The 17,641-nt window shown below is 33.1% G+C and carries 18 protein-coding genes and 1 other annotated feature; of the genes, 4 read left to right on the top strand and 14 right to left on the bottom strand.

The genetic code is table 11. The features are described 5' to 3' along the window. Positions 1 to 118: 118 nt before the first annotated feature. The 10 genes from QZQ55_RS07250 to QZQ55_RS07205 all read right to left on the bottom strand — a co-directional run bounded on the left by QZQ55_RS07250 (position 119) and on the right by QZQ55_RS07205 (position 10,797). Positions 119 to 430 (bottom strand): type II toxin-antitoxin system RelE/ParE family toxin, encoded by a 312-nt coding sequence (locus tag QZQ55_RS07250; protein ID WP_295091683.1) that lies wholly within the window; start codon positions 428 to 430, stop codon positions 119 to 121. Beyond that, on the bottom strand, positions 420 to 680 hold the full coding sequence (locus QZQ55_RS07245) for a type II toxin-antitoxin system prevent-host-death family antitoxin (protein ID WP_295091681.1): 261 nt from the start codon (positions 678 to 680) through the stop codon (positions 420 to 422). The genes QZQ55_RS07250 and QZQ55_RS07245 overlap by 11 nt, the downstream gene beginning before the upstream one ends. 259 nt (positions 681 to 939) lie before the next feature. Beyond that, complete coding sequence (locus QZQ55_RS07240) at positions 940 to 2,871, bottom strand: FAD-dependent oxidoreductase (RefSeq protein WP_295091678.1); 1,932 nt, start codon at positions 2,869 to 2,871, stop codon at positions 940 to 942. 137 nt (positions 2,872 to 3,008) lie between these two features. Then, a complete protein-coding gene (locus QZQ55_RS07235; protein WP_295091675.1) occupies positions 3,009 to 3,347 on the bottom strand; it encodes a hypothetical protein in 339 nt (112 codons plus the stop codon). A 113-nt stretch (positions 3,348 to 3,460) separates the two neighbouring features. Further along, positions 3,461 to 3,805, bottom strand: coding sequence for a MerR family transcriptional regulator (locus tag QZQ55_RS07230; RefSeq protein WP_295091673.1), 345 nt, complete (start codon positions 3,803 to 3,805; stop codon positions 3,461 to 3,463). A 249-nt stretch (positions 3,806 to 4,054) separates the two neighbouring features. Then, positions 4,055 to 4,342 carry a hypothetical protein gene (locus tag QZQ55_RS07225; protein ID WP_295091670.1) on the bottom strand — a complete coding sequence of 96 codons (288 nt, stop codon included), beginning with the start codon at positions 4,340 to 4,342 and terminating at the stop codon, positions 4,055 to 4,057. Then, complete coding sequence (locus QZQ55_RS07220) at positions 4,332 to 4,517, bottom strand: hypothetical protein (RefSeq protein ID WP_295091667.1); 186 nt, start codon at positions 4,515 to 4,517, stop codon at positions 4,332 to 4,334. The genes QZQ55_RS07225 and QZQ55_RS07220 overlap by 11 nt, the downstream gene beginning before the upstream one ends. Positions 4,518 to 4,622: 105 nt before the next feature. After that, the gene (leuS, locus tag QZQ55_RS07215; protein WP_295091664.1) at positions 4,623 to 7,019 is read right to left on the bottom strand and encodes a leucine--tRNA ligase; all 2,397 of its coding nucleotides are present in this window, start codon (positions 7,017 to 7,019) and stop codon (positions 4,623 to 4,625) included. A 42-nt stretch (positions 7,020 to 7,061) separates the two neighbouring features. Then, positions 7,062 to 7,261, bottom strand: a binding site (T-box leader). 46 nt (positions 7,262 to 7,307) lie between these two features. Next, entirely contained in the window at positions 7,308 to 9,092 is a 1,785-nt protein-coding gene (locus QZQ55_RS07210; RefSeq protein WP_295091661.1) for an ATP-binding cassette domain-containing protein, read from the bottom strand. Between the two features lies 1 nt (position 9,093). Beyond that, entirely contained in the window at positions 9,094 to 10,797 is a 1,704-nt protein-coding gene (locus tag QZQ55_RS07205) for an ABC transporter ATP-binding protein (RefSeq protein ID WP_295091658.1), read from the bottom strand. 45 nt (positions 10,798 to 10,842) lie between these two features. On the opposite strand from QZQ55_RS07205, the gene QZQ55_RS07200 reads away from it, so the two are divergent. Beyond that, entirely contained in the window at positions 10,843 to 11,775 is a 933-nt protein-coding gene (locus QZQ55_RS07200; protein ID WP_295091656.1) for a TIGR01212 family radical SAM protein, read from the top strand. A gap of 72 nt (positions 11,776 to 11,847) precedes the next feature. On the opposite strand, the gene raiA is transcribed toward QZQ55_RS07200, so the two are convergent. The 4 genes from raiA to QZQ55_RS07180 all read right to left on the bottom strand — a co-directional run bounded on the left by raiA (position 11,848) and on the right by QZQ55_RS07180 (position 14,454). Beyond that, a complete protein-coding gene (gene raiA, locus QZQ55_RS07195; RefSeq protein ID WP_295091653.1) occupies positions 11,848 to 12,384 on the bottom strand; it encodes a ribosome hibernation-promoting factor, HPF/YfiA family in 537 nt (178 codons plus the stop codon). Positions 12,385 to 12,490: 106 nt separating this feature from the next. Continuing rightward, positions 12,491 to 13,636 (bottom strand): methionine adenosyltransferase, encoded by a 1,146-nt coding sequence (gene metK, locus QZQ55_RS07190; protein ID WP_117458385.1) that lies wholly within the window; start codon positions 13,634 to 13,636, stop codon positions 12,491 to 12,493. Between the two features lie 179 nt (positions 13,637 to 13,815). After that, positions 13,816 to 14,043 carry a NifU family protein gene (locus tag QZQ55_RS07185; RefSeq protein WP_040390072.1) on the bottom strand — a complete coding sequence of 76 codons (228 nt, stop codon included), beginning with the start codon at positions 14,041 to 14,043 and terminating at the stop codon, positions 13,816 to 13,818. Positions 14,044 to 14,247: 204 nt separating this feature from the next. After that, a complete protein-coding gene (locus QZQ55_RS07180) occupies positions 14,248 to 14,454 on the bottom strand; it encodes a hypothetical protein (RefSeq protein ID WP_295091650.1) in 207 nt (68 codons plus the stop codon). A gap of 256 nt (positions 14,455 to 14,710) precedes the next feature. On the opposite strand from QZQ55_RS07180, the gene QZQ55_RS07175 reads away from it, so the two are divergent. The 3 genes from QZQ55_RS07175 (at position 14,711) to QZQ55_RS07165 (ending at position 17,483) form a co-directional block, all read left to right on the top strand. Beyond that, the gene (locus QZQ55_RS07175; RefSeq protein ID WP_295091648.1) at positions 14,711 to 15,070 is read left to right on the top strand and encodes a S1 RNA-binding domain-containing protein; all 360 of its coding nucleotides are present in this window, start codon (positions 14,711 to 14,713) and stop codon (positions 15,068 to 15,070) included. Next, positions 15,067 to 16,347: a glucose-6-phosphate isomerase gene (locus tag QZQ55_RS07170; protein WP_295091645.1), complete on the top strand. Its 1,281-nt coding sequence runs from the start codon at positions 15,067 to 15,069 to the stop codon at positions 16,345 to 16,347. Before QZQ55_RS07175 ends, QZQ55_RS07170 begins: the two co-directional genes overlap by 4 nt. A gap of 197 nt (positions 16,348 to 16,544) precedes the next feature. Continuing rightward, positions 16,545 to 17,483 carry a 3-hydroxyacyl-CoA dehydrogenase gene (locus QZQ55_RS07165; protein ID WP_295091642.1) on the top strand — a complete coding sequence of 313 codons (939 nt, stop codon included), beginning with the start codon at positions 16,545 to 16,547 and terminating at the stop codon, positions 17,481 to 17,483. Positions 17,484 to 17,641 lie beyond the last annotated feature (158 nt).

Raw genomic sequence — 17,641 nt, 5'->3', positions numbered from 1 at the left:
GTAATTACCTGTGGTCGGACTATCTCCGACTGAATCAGTGCCATGCCCGGCACACGTGTAAAAGGCGGACAGAAATCCGCCTTTTATGATACATTAATTCTACCATAGAAACATACCATTAAAGTTTATCTTTAATATTTTCAAGCTGATGAAATACACCTAAAATATTTACTTCATCATCTTTAATATCATAAACAACACTGTAATTCATTTGAGGAACAATTGCATTTCTGTAATGCTTTTTAGCTAAATATTGATCAATACATGGTGGGTATTGATATGGATTTTCAATCAGATTGTCATAAATCATATCAATGCCATCTAACAGATGTCTAGCAGCTTGTTTATTTTTTAAACAATAAATCAAGTAACAAACAAGATGATCCAACAGTTCATCTGCATTTTTAGTAATATTTAGCCTATAACTCATATTTTGCCCTCATGTTTTCAAGTGATTTCTTGGCGTCTTTTACTTGACCATTCTTCACTTGTTCTTCAGAAATTTCAATATTTCTGTATATATCTATTTTTTTCATTGCTTCTTCATATGCTTCCATACTCATAATCACCATATCTCCATAACCATTTTTGGTAATAAATATAGGATCGTTTGTATTATGACACATCTCAGAAATTTCCGAAGTTTTCTTTAAATCTTTAATTGGAATGATTTGTGGCATCTTTAACACCTCCTTATTATGGGATAATTATACCATAATTATAACCTATTACCAAAAAAAATGAATTTCCTCTTTCTAATTTATTAAGTGTCCTTCACCTATAAAGAGAACTAAACGCTTTTTAATTCATCCCCTAATCATTAAGTAGCTAAAAAGTATCTCTACTATTTAATACTCAATCATTAGAGAAAATACTCATAGATTCTAACATTCCCTACAAAAAGAAAGACACCTCAAAAATGAGATGTCATTGTTTCGTTTAAAGTTTTAATCCTACTTCTAATCCTTCTTTTGTAGCTGGAATAGCACTACCTGCCTTCACAGCCCCACCAATCACATATACTTCTTTACAGTTAGAACGAGCTATTTCTTCTAATGGGTTAAATGATTTATATCCAAATGCAGAAACAACCATTTCTGCTGGTAATGATACTAATTGACCTTCTTGATCTATACCGATTACTGCATCTTTTGTGATTTCTTTTACTTTAAAATTAGTTTTTACATTCACACCCGATTCTCTCATCATCTTTAATAAATATTCTCTTGAAATAGGCATCATATCATTTAGAATATCACTTTGCATTTCTACAACAGTTACCTGATGATTCTTTTCCTGTAAATAGTGTGCTGTTTCTGAACCAACTTCTCCACCACCACATACTACAATAGGTCCATTAGGATAATCATGCTTACCTAATAACATATCTTCTGCAAAATGTACATGTTCCTGATCAATACCTTTAATAGGAGGCATAACTGGTTTTGCGCCAGTCGCCAAAACAATCGCATCAGGACGTACTTTCTGAATTAATTCTTCAGTGACTTCTGTTTCTAAATGAACAGGTACATTTAGCGCTTCTAAATTAGCTCTCATTGATGATATAAATGTAGATAATTCACCTTTTCCAATTGGATAAGCAGCACTTTCAAATTGCCCACCTAATGAATTTTTAGATTCATAGAGTGAAACATTGTGTCCTCTAATAGCTGCAGTTCTTGCTGCCATTAATCCAGCTGGACCACCACCTACAACCATAACATTTTTAGGTTCTTTTACAGGTGTTAAATCACATTCATACTCTCTACCTACTCTAGGATTAACTAAACATGTCACACCTTTTCCATCAAATAGAGCCCACTCACATCCCTGTAAGCATCCAATACAGTAATTAATCTGATCCATTTTTCCTTCTTTTGCTTTTTTAGGAAGCATAGGATCAGCCAAAGAGCCTCTTGCCATACCGACAAAATCACATTTATCCATATCTAATAAAATATCAGCCATACCAGGCTCATTAATTCTATTTGCTAGAATAACTGGAATATCTACAATCTTTTTAATATTATATGATCTTTCCATATTCAATGCATGATCAGTGAACATTGGCGCAATAATCTGCTTTTCAGCAGGTGCTGCATAAACACCATTAGATACATGAATTGCATCAAATCCAATTCTTTCCAAATGTTTCACTAATTGATAAGTCTCTGCTTCTGTACGTCCACCCTGTACAAACTCGCGAGATGAAACACGTACTTGAATTGGAAAATCTCCTACTTTTTCTCTCATTGCAGCAAGAATCTCATCCACAATTCTTACACGGTTATCAAAACATCCTCCATATTCATCTGTGCGCTTATTGACATATGAGCTTAGGAATTCAGCCAAAAGATATCCATGAGCACAATGGAGTTCAATACCATCAAACCCTGATTCTTTACATCTTCTTGCTGCTTCCGCAAATTCATTCACTAAAATATGAATCTCTTCAACAGTCATTTCTCTTGCAAGATCCATACAAATTGGGTCTTTAGTAGCTGAAGGTGCAATAGGCTGTACACCACCATTCACAAAATGAGAACTCTGTCTTCCAGGGTGGTACATCTGACAAAAAATAGTTGAGCCATAAGAATGAACCATTTTTGTAAGTTCTTTATTTAATTCAACATGTTCATCCTTATAAAATCCTGGGATATATTGATATCCCTTTCCATGTGGAGTAACACTGTAGTCTTCAGTGATAATCATACCCCATCCACCTTTGGCCTTCTCCTCGATATATTTCATATAACGTTCTGTTAAAAATCCATCCTCAGTACAATAATTTGTAACCATTGCTGGTACGACTAGTCGGTTAGGAACCTCACAATTTCCTACCTTATAAGGTGTAAATAATTTTGAATACATAATTTCAGTCTCCTTTATCTTCTATCATTATTCTAATGGGTGTAATTATTTCAAGGTCAAGATTTATTTTTCACAAGTATTCAAGAGATGTATTGTGATATTATTCTCAAAAACATCAAAAAAACCTTGAAAGCCCTTCAAGGTTTGATAGGAATTTGAATCTCCATTATTCTTTGATATTTGTTATTTTGATAACCTCTGCAGATAATAATACCACGTATTTTATCAACAATAGTCATTTGGTGTTCCTCGATATATTTTAATATTGGTTCTAATAGTTTTCTATTAAAGCAGCCTACCTCTGACATATCAATCATTGTACAAATACATAATTGGCTTTTTTGCTTGACTGCATCAGACATTTCTATATTAAGTGTTTCTTTGTAATTCGTATTAATTGCATAAACCCAGTTTTCATCTTCTTCATTAAAAATAACCATACTTTCAAAAAAAGTAAAATTCTGTCCAGCAAACACTATATTTCTATTTTCTTTTGTTAATTCTATCTCACCATAACAATCATCTTTTCCTTTGCATAAAAATACATACTCATGTTCATCTACATTTTTAAACCAATAATGATTAATGTTTAATTGACTCGTTTTAGCTCTATATCAGCCATTTCTTTTATACGATCTTTCAAAACCATTTTAAATGTAATTTCTTTCTCTAGTTTCTTATGATAGTTTGATAAACAATCCGAATAACTTTGCATATAATTATTATTCAATAGCTGATTTATTTCAGTAGTAGTAAGCCCTAATGCCTGATATCTAATCATTTCCATCAAAAAGAATATATCCATTGTAGAATAAGAACGATAATTATTATTTTCTTTACGAGCAGGCTTCAATGCTCCCTGTTTTTCATAATATCGTATCATTTCTTTTGATACATTCAGTATTTTTGAAACATCCCCTATACTATAAAACATGAGTGATACCTCCATCTTCCAAATTATAGTGTATCACTTATTTCAGGTTATTTGTTCTAAGTAATGAAAAAAAAGACACCTCCTAAGAGATGCCTTAACGAATTAAACCTGAGTAGTTCACTCATTCACTTAGTCATTTACATCATTTTATTCATATGTATACTACCAAGCAGAACAACAAAGTACAAATAGGCTTTCTATTTTAATTTCTTAGCATACAAAAAGATGATATTTATCGATACCATCTTTCTAATACCTTTCAGTAAATTTCATTAATCTATAGACAACAATCATTTTGTTATAATCATCAACAATATAATAGAGCTTATATCCTAACCCAGCTAATACTATTTTATGATGATAAGGTCTTATTTCAGGATATAATCTAGGTTTATATTGAATAGTACTGCATACTCTTTCAATCTGACAAAACAGCCTCTTTCCAAAAGAATAGTTATTATAATGATTAATACAATACTTATCAATTTGATCTAATTTATTTATAACTTCTTTATCGAGAAAAACTTTATAAGCCATATTTTTCTTCTCGATCTTTCACAAACTGATCAAAATCTACTAGTTCTACATTTCCCTCTTTATATTTTCTATCATAAATCTCAGAAACAACTAAGTCTTCTAATTCCTCATCCGTTAAAACATTGTAACTTTTTCCTTCAAATGTCATCTTTCTCAAATGATGTTTCATTTCCATACTTTATCGCCTCCTTGATATCATTATATCATATCCTCTCTTACTATCATGAAGAAATCATCTATTAATCCAAAAAAGACATCTCCTAAGAGATGCCTTAACGAATTATTTAACTACAATATTTACAATCTTATTAGGAACATAAATGATTTTCTTAATTTCTTTACCATCAGTATGTGCCTTAACATTTTCAAGTTCTAATGCCTGCTGTTTAACAGATTCAGCTTCCTGATCCTTATTAATAGATAAACGTCCACGTACTTTACCATTTACCTGTACTGCAATTTCAATTGTAGATACAACAAGCTTGTCTTCTTCATATGTTGGCCATGCTTCATAAGCAATGGTTCCTTCATGACCAAGTTTTTCCCACATTTCTTCACAGATATGAGGTGCAATACATGAAAGCATCTTTACGATACCTTCTGCATATGGCTTATAAACTGCTTTAGCCTTATATGCTTCATTGATGAAGATCATCATCTGTGAGATAGCTGTATTAAAGCCAAGGTTTTCATAGTCTTCAGTCACCTTCTTAACTGTTGAATGATATACGAAGTCTAGTGAACCATCATTTGTATCAGTTAACTTATCAGATTCAACAAATAGTCTATAAACACGTTCTAGCCATTTCTTTGAACCTTCTACACCTGTTTCACTCCAAGGTTTAGATGCTTCAAGAGGACCCATAAACATTTCATATAGACGTAATGTATCTGCACCATATGCTTCTACAATATCATCTGGATTAATAACATTACCCTTTGACTTAGACATCTTCACACCATTTGGGCCAAGAATCATACCCTGATGGTATAACTTCTTGAATGGTTCTTTAACTGGTACGATACCCTTGTCATATAAATAGTTATTCCACATACGTGAATATAATAAGTGTCCTACTGCATGTTCTGGTCCACCAACATATAAATCAACTGGCATCCAGTGCTTTAATAATTCTGGATCCGCAATAGCCTTATCGTTATGTGGATCAATATATCTTAAGAAGTACCAAGAAGATCCTGCAGAACCAGGCATTGTACTTGTTTCTCTCTTACCCTTCTTACCATCTACTTCTACATTGACCCAGTCAACAGCCTTATCTAATGGAGAAGAACCTGTCTTTGATGGACTATAATCTTCAAGTTCAGGTAGGATAAGTGGTAACTGATCATCACTTAATGCAACAGATGTTCCATCATCAAAGTTAATGACTGGAATTGGTTCACCCCAATATCTCTGTCTTGCAAAAATCCATTCTCTTAAACGATAGTTAACATGCTTAGAACCACAATGATGTTCTTCTAACCAGTCTAACATCTTATCGATTGCTTCCTGTTTATCTAAACCATTTAAGAAGTCAGAGTTGATATGTACACCATCCTGTGTCCATGCTTCCTTAGTAACATCTCCACCTTCTAATACTGGAATAATATCGATACCAAACTTCTTTGCGAAAGCATAGTCACGATCATCATGTGCAGGAACAGCCATGATAGCACCTGTTCCATAACCAGCTAATACATAGTCAGAAATCCAGATTGGAATCTTCTTACCATTTACTGGGTTGATTGCATAAGCACCAATGAAGACACCAGTCTTTTCTTTATTTAATTCAGTTCTTTCAAGTTCTGACTTAGTTGCACATACATCTAAGTAAGCTTTTACTTCATCCTTCTTATCAGGAGTCGTAATCTTTTCTACTAATTCATGTTCTGGTGCTAATACACAATAAGTAGCTCCAAATAATGTATCACAACGTGTTGTGAATACTGTGAATTTATCATCATAACCATCTACCTTAAAATCAACATGAGCACCGATTGATTTACCAATCCAGTTTCTCTGAATTTCTTTAGTAGATTCTGGCCAATCAACTTCTTCTAATCCTGCAAGTAATCTTTCAGCATATTTAGGGATATCAATAACCCACTGTTTCATATTCTTACGAATAACTGGGAATCCACCACGTTCACTCTTACCATCGATGATTTCATCGTTCGCAAGTACTGTACCTAATTCTTCACACCAGTTAACAGGAATATCTACATATCTAGCTAAACCATCTTCATATAACTGTTTAAAAATCCACTGAGTCCATTTATAGAAGCTAGGATCACAAGTAGATACCTGCTTATCCCAGTCAAATGAGAAACCTAACATCTTTAACTGTTTAGTGAAAGTCTGAATATTCTTTAATGTAAATCCTTCAGGGTGGTTACCTGTCTTGATCGCATACTGTTCAGCAGGTAAACCAAATGAGTCAAATCCCATTGGATGCAATACGTTATATCCCTGCATTCTCTTCATTCTTGACATGATGTCAGTTGCTGTATATCCTTCTGGATGTCCAACATGAAGACCTTGTCCTGATGGATAAGGGAACATGTCTAAGGCATAGTATTTAGGCTTTGAGAAATCATAAACATCTGTTTCGAATGTCTTATTCTCTTCCCAGTATTTCTGCCATTTCTTTTCTGCTATTTTATGATCATAAGCCATAATTTTGTCTCCTCCACTTTTAAAATAAAAAAAGTCCTCATGTCTAAGGACGAGAACTCGCGGTACCACCTTAGTTCATGAAGACTGATTCATGCGCTTAATGCTTTAACGCAGCAATACGTGATCTGCTTATCACAGACCCATCTCCCTAGTGAGTTCAATGGATGACTTTACTTATTCACACCAGCCATAAGTTCTCTTAAAAAGCATGACCATCTACTACTCTAGTTCCTTGACTTTTATATACCTACACACCTTATCATAATTTCCTATTATTTGCAAGAAGTATCATCTCATTTTAAGGATGCGGGATGGATTGAGTTTGATAATATAAAGAATACTAAATAGTGTAGAGAAACAAACTAATAAGAAAGAACCAATCCACAATATCAACATAATAAGAGGTTGGAATGTAAGATGCATAGGGAAGTCTGTAATCTGTGGGATTATTTGATTCATTATCTTCATAATACCCAGTAATACTAGAGATGCTGTCACATAGCTATAAGAATGAAGAATCAAACATTGATAGAATGACATTTTAAAAATATGTATCTTCTTTTCACCATAAGCCTTCATAATCGCATGATCCTTCTTTAAATGCATCGCATGGAGAATCATGATTTCCATAATCATAAATATAGATGAAAGTATTGTAAGAATAGAGAATACAACTAAAATCATCTGAATTCTATTCATATTCTGATTAAATGTTTTTTTCGTTGATTCCCCCATTGTCTTGAATTCATATTCAGGATAATTCTTTTTCAAGGAATCTATAATAGATTTATCTTCCTTATACTTCAACATGCCATATCTTGCAGTCGGTGTCTGATTAAAGATGGATTCTATCCAACGATAATTCGCAAATTCATACATATAAAAAGCATCATAATTATAGGTTTGTGGAGAGATACCTACTATTTTTACTTCTATACCTTTGATTTTTAATTGATGCTTATAATAGATTGTCCAAGTTGTATTAAGTAATGTATTGACCTTATTCTTTTGTGCAAGCTTTCTTGCAGTAGAGAGAGGTACCGCAATTTCATCATTATTTTGTGGAGCTCTACCATATATATAATGAGTGGTATAGGACGAGTCATCTGATATAAATAATACGTCATTCTTCTGATATCTTTGGCTATTATGAGAGATTCCCATCAAATCATAATCAACTAAATTCAGATAATGATAGGATGCTTCATTGAAACGAGTTATAGATAAAGGATCATCATTACGTAACTTATAAGTAATAGACCTCTGTGGAATCAACGAAGAAAGATATTGATAAATAGTATTACGAAAAGAGAATGTAAAGGTAAATGTCATCATCAAACATAATAATGCGATAGATAGAGAAAATGACATCTGAAAAAATCTTTTACGACTACTTAAGAATGATTGGATAGTTAATTTAAGTATAGGAAAATGTCGTGGCTTATTATTGATATGGTTCTCTCGAGGATAATTTTCTGTCTTTTTAATAAGTGTATCCTTTATAATACATCCATCCTTCATCTCTATAATACGATCACTATATTGTTTTACTGATGCTTCATCATGAGATACAAATAATACAAGAGAAGAATGAGAACGCTGCTTCAACATCTTTAATACTCTCTCTGCATTATCTGGATCAAGTGAAGCTGTTGGTTCATCACATAGAATAATATCTGGATCATAATAAAGTGCACGCTCTATCGCAGTACGTTGTCTTTGTCCTAAAGAAAGTGCACTCACAGATGTTTTCTTAAATTGTTTCGTTAATGTTTCATCCAATGTATAGGATGATTTATGAAAGTAGTCATAGAGACGTATATTATTATTAATAGACAGCCAAGGTATAAGATGAAAGTCCTGAAAAATGATAGAAACTTTCTTATTCTTCTCATATATCACTTCTCCTGAGTAATCATGATCAAGTCCAGCAATAATATGAAGCAAAGTACTTTTTCCGCATCCACTTGGCCCAACAAGTGATACAAATCCTGTATCAGGAAGAGTACAAGTAATGTTTTCTAATACATGTTCATGTAGGTAACGTTTATTGATTGATTTAATTTGAATCATATTATTCCTCCCTGAGTAATGAAACAATACTTTCATTTTTAATACGCTTAAATGGTGCAGAGGCAGAAAGTAAGAGTATAAAAAGGTAGAGAAAATAGAAAATAATATAGAAATAAAAAGGAGATGCAAGGCAGGTAAAATGATAATAATCCTTAAATGATGTAATAGGAAGAATAGAAAGTATAATGATAAACATCACTATACTCATAGAATAAATAAATGTACCAATAATGAGTACTTCTATCTTTGATTCACGCTGTAATTGTTTATAAGATGCACCCATAGAAATTTTCAAGGCAAGTGAACGACTTCTTTCTAAATATAAAGAAGAGAAGACTGTTTTTGTAAGTTCTATTGCCACAAATAAGCTGATCATCATATAAACTAACGCAATCATATGACCAATAGAAATAAGTGTTCCATAACTCATCTTCTTCATATATACATCATTATCTACTTCATAGTCCTTTTCATAACGTTTAATAAGAGTTTCAGGATCCTTTGTGACTACATCTATTTTGTCATCTCTTAATAAATCTGGATATTTTTTATCTATATCATGATGAAAACAAACGAATCGATCCTGATAGAAATTATCTTCTATTACTCCCACTACTTTATATGTTTCATTTTCTAATAGGTGACATGTAAATTCTGATTTAAGTTTATAAGATAAATTATTGGTGATAATGACTTCATTTGTATTATGAGGCAGATGTCCTGATATCAATTTAATATGTTTTGTCTTTTTAGGTAAACGAATCAACAAGGCATTAACTCCTTTGATATACCCACTTTCTATATCAAAATGTTTAGTACCTTTTTCTTTTAAAGACAATGGTTCTCCATCATGACTGGATATAGTCACAATATCTTTAAGTGGTGCTTCCGTGTAAGATTTCTCTATAGAGGTAGAAAGACCATTTAAACCACTTATAATCACTAGAGATGTTACAATGACTAATATCTGAAAAAGTGAAAGTAATGCGAGTCTCTTTCTTTCTCCCAATACTTCTTTAAAACTATAACGCATAGAGAAGTGTTTCTTATGTTGAGGAATAAGTACTTCTTTATCTATATGATTGTCTTTAATTGTATGTAATGTCTGGTTCTTCATCTCTATGAGTACATCAACATATTCATCTAATAGGGATGTATCATGAGAAACAACGATGACTAAACGATCTTCAGATACTTCCTTTAAGAGTGTCATAACCTCTTTGGCCTGTTTATAATGAAGGGCCCCTGTTGGTTCATCACATAATAATACAGGTGCATCCTTTAACAAGGCACGGGCAATAGAAACACGTTTCATCTGTCCAATAGAAAGTTCATCAGGATATCTTTTCATAAGTTTATCTATCTTCAATCGTCTAGTGATTTTATCCATCTTCTTCTTATCCAGATCAATCTGACCAAAATAACATCCAGCCATGATATTTTCTTCGACTGTATAAGAAGGAACAAGATCATTATTCTGCTTAATAAAACCAATCATCTTACTAAACGCGGCATCTATCTCTTTATGATTGAAAGTAATCTTTCCTTCATATTTCAGTAAGCCACATAAACAATAAAGAAGAGTTGATTTTCCACATCCTGAAGGGCCTTTAATACCTACGAAACCTGTATCAGGGAATATATAATTCACATGATCTAATAGACATATATCATAACTCACAGTTAATTCTTTAAGTTCTATCATATTCTTTTTCCTTCCTTTTATGTTATAATGAGCCAGGTGATAAAAATGAATCCTTTTCCATATTCTTTAGATAACAAGCGTTATCATACATACAATTATTTTTTAAAAACGAGATATCATAAAAAAGTTGCAAAAGTGTCTTTAGATGCCCATTTTACTTGTCCTAATAGAGATGGAACAAAGGGCTTTGGAGGCTGTATATTCTGTTCTGAAAAAGGATCAGGAGACTTTATTCTAGATAGTGATTCTCTTTTAGAACAGTTTAAAGCAGGTTCTGAAGTGATGAAAAGAAAGTGGCCTGAAGCTGTCTTTATTCCTTACTTCCAGGCTTATACAAATACCTATGCCTCTTTAGAGCAGTTAAAGAAGATCTATGAACCTTTTATTGGTATGAAGGATGTTGTAGGTATTGCGATTGCGACACGAGCAGACTGTCTCACTGAAGAGATATGTACCTATTTAGAAGAGTTATCTAAGAAAACTGATATCTATATAGAATTAGGCTTACAGACTATTCATGACAAAACAGCTAAAGAAATCAATCGCTGTCATACATATCAGGAATTTCTAGATGGTCTCTCTATGTTAAGAAGACATCATTTAGAAGTCTGTGTACATATTATTAATGGTTTACCTAATGAAACAATAGAGATGATGTTGGAGACTGCTAAAGAGGTAGGAAAACTAGATATACAGGGAATTAAGATCCATAATCTCTATGTAACTCAAAACAGCCGTCTATATAAGCTCTATTATCCTTTTAAGATGTTAGAAAGAGATGAGTATATTTCTCTTGTTTCTAGACAATTAGAATATATTCCAAGTCATGTAGTCGTAGAAAGACTTACTGGAGATGCACCATTACAAGAATTAGTAGCTCCTTTATGGTCTATCAAGAAAACAACAATTCTTAACGATATCGATAAATATATGAAAGCACATGATATTATGCAGGGTGATCTTGTATCCCTCAAATAATATATACAAAAGAAAAAAGAAAATTACTCAAGAACGCAAAAAAAATCTGGCCAAATAAGCCAGATTTCTTTATTATTCTTCTGTTTCAAGAAGACCGTATCCACCATCTCTACGTTTATAGACAACACATACAGTATTAGTTTCGATGTCCTTATAAACGAAGAATGAATGACCAATGAGTTCCATCTGCATGATAGCTTCTTCCATGTCCATTGGTTTAGGATTAATTGTTTTTGTCTTAACGACAACGTCTTCTTCTTCAGTTTCTTCAAGAGATTCTAAAGTGTTAATGTTGAAAGCGAGTTTATTATTCTTTGACTTTCTACTTAACTTTGTCTTGTACTTTCTGATCTGTCTTTCTAGCTTATCGATAACTAAATCGATTGCTTCATAAAGATCATCACTTGTTTCTTCTGCACGAAGAAGAACATACTCTGTAGGAATTGTAACTTCAATTTTCTGACCAAATGGGTAAGTTCTAATTAAAACCTTAGCCTCCACATCTTGTCCCATGATGAAGTACTTGTCGAGCAATGCTAACTTTTTAGTGATTTTATCCTCGATAGCATCTGTAATTGTAACGTTTTTACCTCTGACAATAACTTTCATAATTAATTCCTCCTTTACAATTCTTTCTATACCTATATTATACATAAAAAAAACTAAAAAAACACTCTTGACATAAAATATAAAAAAAGAAGACGTTAATGTCTTCTTAAGCTAAGTATTTCTTTAAGTCTTCTACTTTATTTAATTTTTCCCATGGGAATTCAACATCAGTACGACCAAAGTGTCCATAAGCAGCTGTTGGGCCATAGATTGGGTTTAATAAATCTAATGTATTGATGATACCCTGAGGAGTTAAATCAAATTCTTTCTTGATTGCATCTAAGATGACTTCATCAGCTACCTTACCAGTTCCATAAGTATCTACATGCACACTTGTAGGATCCTTAACACCAATTGCATAAGATAACTGGATTTCAATACGATCACATAATCCTGCTGCAACAATGTTCTTTGCGATATAACGAGTGATATAAGCAGCACTTCTATCTACCTTTGATGGGTCTTTACCAGAGAATGCGCCTCCACCATGTCTAGCCATTCCTCCATAAGTATCAACGATGATCTTACGTCCAGTTAAACCAGTATCACCATGAGGACCACCAATAACAAATCTTCCTGTTGGGTTAATGAAGACCTTGTAGTCTTCATTCATATGATGTTTTCTTACAACTTCCTTCATGATTTTTTCTTTGATGAATGTCTTAAATTCTTCTTCATTGAAATCTGGATCATGCTGGATTGACATAAGGATTGTATCAACCTTTGGATTATTTTCATCTGTATAATCAATTGTAACCTGTGATTTCATATCAGGTCTTGCATGCTTGAATGTACCATTATGTCTTAATTCACTAGCATAACGTACTAATTCATGCGCCATAGAGATTGGTAAAGGCATATATGTTTCAGTTTCATTAGTGGCATAACCGAACATGATACCCTGGTCACCAGCACCACCTACTTCTACATTTGTACCTAATGCGATATCACTAGACTGTGTATCCATAACAACTTTAATTTCACAAGTATCAGCATCAATACCTAAATCTTCAGCTGTATAGCCGATTCTTCTCATTACATCACGGGCCACTGCTTCATAATCTACTTTCGCATTAGTTGTGATTTCTCCACCAATAACTAATAAATTAGTTGTTGCGAAACATTCACAAGCGACACGTGAATACTTATCCTGTCTTAAGCATTCATCTAAGATTGCATCACTGATCTGATCACAAAGCTTATCTGGATGTCCTTCTGATACAGATTCTGATGTAAATAAGTTCTTTTCCATTTTCTTCTTTTCCTCCTGTAATAAAAAAGCTCTCCTCAAAGAGGAAAGCGTAGTAATCTGCTTCCTCTTATTGTTCAAGTAATACTTGCTTGGTCAAGGCACCTTCTATATAAGGGTTGCCACCACTTTAAAACGATCCTCATCTGTGTGGTTCTTAATAAGAGTATAAAAATATTTAATTAAATTGCCTGTACTTCAATAACGCCTGGGACTTCTTCTATTAAAATCTGTTCAACACCATCTTTAATAGTAGAATCTAACATCATGCATCCTGCACATGCACCAAGCATATGTACATAAACGATGCCGTCTTTGAAATCAACGAATTCTAAGTCTCCACCATCTCTTTGTAGATAGGGTCTCAACTTATGAATGACTTCCTTAATGGCTTCAATCTTTTCTTCCATGATTTCACCTCGCTTCTGCTTGACCATTATAACACACAAAATAAAAAAGAAAAGTGATATACTCTATAGAATCGCTAAAAAACATACTTATTTATTAGACAATTTTATTAGATTGCACATTTTTAAGCATAATTCACTATTTTTTCTATATATTCTATGATTCTTATCAAGCATAATAAAAGAACCCCTGAGGGTTCTTCAACGTTATTCATCACTGTTATTTTTAATATAATCCAATACGAAATGAATGACATAGAGTACGACAATCATCCATCCGACAGATACTAAAACATATTTATATTCTATAGGAATATTATCATCATCATACATAAAGTAATAGTTATAAACAAGTACTGGCACTTGAGTCATAAATATAAGTAAAGCAAGTACAACTATATTTGTTTTCTTCATATTAACCTTCCATTTCTTTTCGCCTCTAAAGTTAGTATTCTCTAACTATACCATTTTATTTTCTCTTTGTAAAGTTATTACAATATATTTTATTAATAGTATTCTTCTTTTTGAGTATATTTATTTCACAACTGATTAATTACACCTATACTTAATGCATCTACTTGAATATAATTTTCACATTAAAGAATTATTATTATCTATTCTTTTATCACTATTATAATTATGCTATAATGCAGTTGATTGGAGGCGTGCAATGGAACATCAAGTTCATGTGGGTGACATTGTTGATGTGACCATTACTGGTATTCAACCATATGGTGCATTTGCTTTATTGCCTGATGGCAGTAGCGGACTGATCCATATATCAGAGATATCTGATGGATTTGTCCGTGACGTAAATCAATTTGTCTTTTATGGAGAACAGGTTAAGGTAAAAGTCATTGATATAGATAGCGTCCATCACCAGGCAAGACTTTCTTTAAAAGCAGTCGCGAAAAAGAGACGTTTTCGCAAAAGAAAGTCAATCGTGGAGACACCTAAGGGGTTTGATCCACTAAGAGAAATGATGCCTCGATGGATCAGTCGAGGAATCGCAAAGGAGGAAGATGTATGATCAACGTTGATTTAAGTTTAGCTAAATTAACAGAAAGCATGGAATCATATAAGGACAGAGTCGCAGAAGTTCATGATATGATTCACAACAAAACAGGAGCAGGTAACGACTTTTTAGGATGGGTTGACTTACCTACTAACTACAACAAGACTGAAGTAGAAAACATTAAGAAAAAAGCTGCAGAATTATCTGAAGAAATTGATGTTTTATTAGTTTGTGGTATCGGTGGTTCTTATTTAGGCGCAAGAGCTGCTATTGAAGCAATCAATGGTCTTTATCCAACAAATAAAGTTCAGATTATCTATATTGGTAATACATTCTCTGCTACTTATTTAGCACAGGTTAAGAATTATGTAAAAGATAAAGAATTCGGTATTAACGTTATTTCTAAGTCTGGTACAACTACTGAAACTTCAGTTGCTTTCAGAATCTTCAAAGAATTACTTGAAGAAACTAAGGGTAAAGAAGTTGCTCAGAGAAGAATTGTTGCTACTACAGATGCTCATAAGGGTGCATTAAAGACTTTAGCTGACCAGGAAGGTTATACAGAATTCGTAGTTCCTGATGATATCGGTGGACGTTATTCTGTATTAACTGCAGTAGGTTTATTCCCTATCGCAATGGCTGGTATCGATGTTGATGCTATGTTAAAGGGTGCTAAAGATGCCCAGGATAAATATAACAATCCAGATCTTCTTACAAACGATGCTTATCAGTATGGTGTTGCAAGACAGATGTTATTAAAAGCTGGTTATCCAGCTGAAATGTTCGTAACTTATAACTTACAGTTACAGCAGACTGCTGAATGGTGGAAACAGTTATTTGGTGAATCTGAAGGTAAAGAAGGAAAAGGTATCTTACCTACAAGTGGTACTTTCTCAACTGACCTTCATTCATTAGGACAGTTCATCCAGGAAGGTTCTAAGGTTTTATTTGAAACTGTATTAAAGATCAAAGAACCTCAGATGGACTTAGAAATCCCTAGTGATGCAGAAAACTTAGATGGTTTAAACTACTTAGCTGGTAAGACAGTTAATTATGTTAACCAGAAAGCATGTGAAGGTACTATTGATGCCCATGTAAATGTTGGTAACGTACCTAACATCCAGATCACTCTTGATCGTGTTGATGCATATAGCTTCGGTTATATGGTATACTTCTTCGAAAAGGCTTGTGCAATGAGTGTTTACCTATTAGGTGTTAATCCATTCAACCAGCCAGGTGTTGAAGTTTATAAGAAGAATATGTTTAAGCTTTTAGGTAAACCTGGATATTAATAAGAAGAAATCCCGCTACATGCGGGATTTTTTTGTACAATGTGATATGTTTGTAAGAAATTGTGATGTTTTTCACAAAGTCTAGTAGATAATCTTCATTTTATCGTTATAATTAAAATTAGATGATGTTTGAAAAGGTAGTAGTGAAGCAGAAGAAGTCATTCTTCTGCTTCATTCATACCTGAAAGGAGAATAACATGAAAAACATTACTATTATGGGTGGTGGCGTTCTAGGATCACAGATTGCATTCCAGGCAGCATATTGTGGTTTTGATGTAACAATCTGGTTAAGAAGTGAAGGCAGTATTGGACGTACACAACCCAAACTTGATTCTATCAAGCAGTCTTATATTGATGCGATTAACCTCATGGATATTGATAAGTCAATCAATACATGGTGTATGGGTATTGCAGGATATGATGATTTTGATAAAGAGAACTGTCTAGAGAAAGTAGAACGTGCTTATTCTACAATCAAGCTAGAGCTTGATATGAAGACAGCAGTCAAAGATGCTGATTTAGTCATTGAATCTATGACAGAAAATATGGAAGCAAAGAAAGATGTCTATACAAAGATGGCTCCCCTACTTCCTGAAAAGACAATACTAGTGACAAACTCTTCTACTATGCTTCCTAGTAAATTAGCTAAATTTACTGGCAGACCTGATAAATTCCTTGCCTTACATTTTGCAAATACAATCTGGAAGAATAATATGACAGAAGTGATGATGCAGGATAAAACAAATAAGGCTTATTTCGATGAGATTATGAAATTTGCGAAAGAAATTAGAATGATTCCATTACCTGTCAAAAAAGAAAAATCAGGATATTTATTAAACTCTATGTTAATTCCATTATTATTCTCAGGTATGGATTTAATGGTCAATGGTATTTCTGATCCTGAAAGTATTGATAAAGCATGGACTTTAGGTACAGGAGCACCTAAAGGACCTTTCCAGATTCTTGATACAGTAGGTTTAAAGACTGCTTATGAAATTGTTGGTATGTATGTAAAGATTCCTGGCTTCTTAGCTCCTTATAATTTCAAAGGTATGCATAAGATGTTGAAGTCTTATATTGATCAAGGAAAATTAGGATATAGTACCGGTGAAGGATTCTATAAGTACAAAAAATAGCGCATGGTGATATGATGACCTCCCAGTAGACAGTGTAAATAATTAAAAGCACTGTTTGCTGAGGAGGTTTTTATTATGGGAAGAAAAAGCAAGTTTTCTAAAGAACAAAAAATTGAAATATGTAGAAGGTACTTAGATGGCAGTGAATCAGTTATTAG

Origin of the sequence: uncultured Catenibacterium sp., from assembly GCF_900540665.1 — a bacterium.
GTDB lineage: Bacteria > Bacillota_I > Bacilli_A > Erysipelotrichales > Coprobacillaceae > Catenibacterium.
Note: the sequence above shows the minus strand (reverse complement) of the source record. Positions and strands in the feature narration are given on the sequence as shown.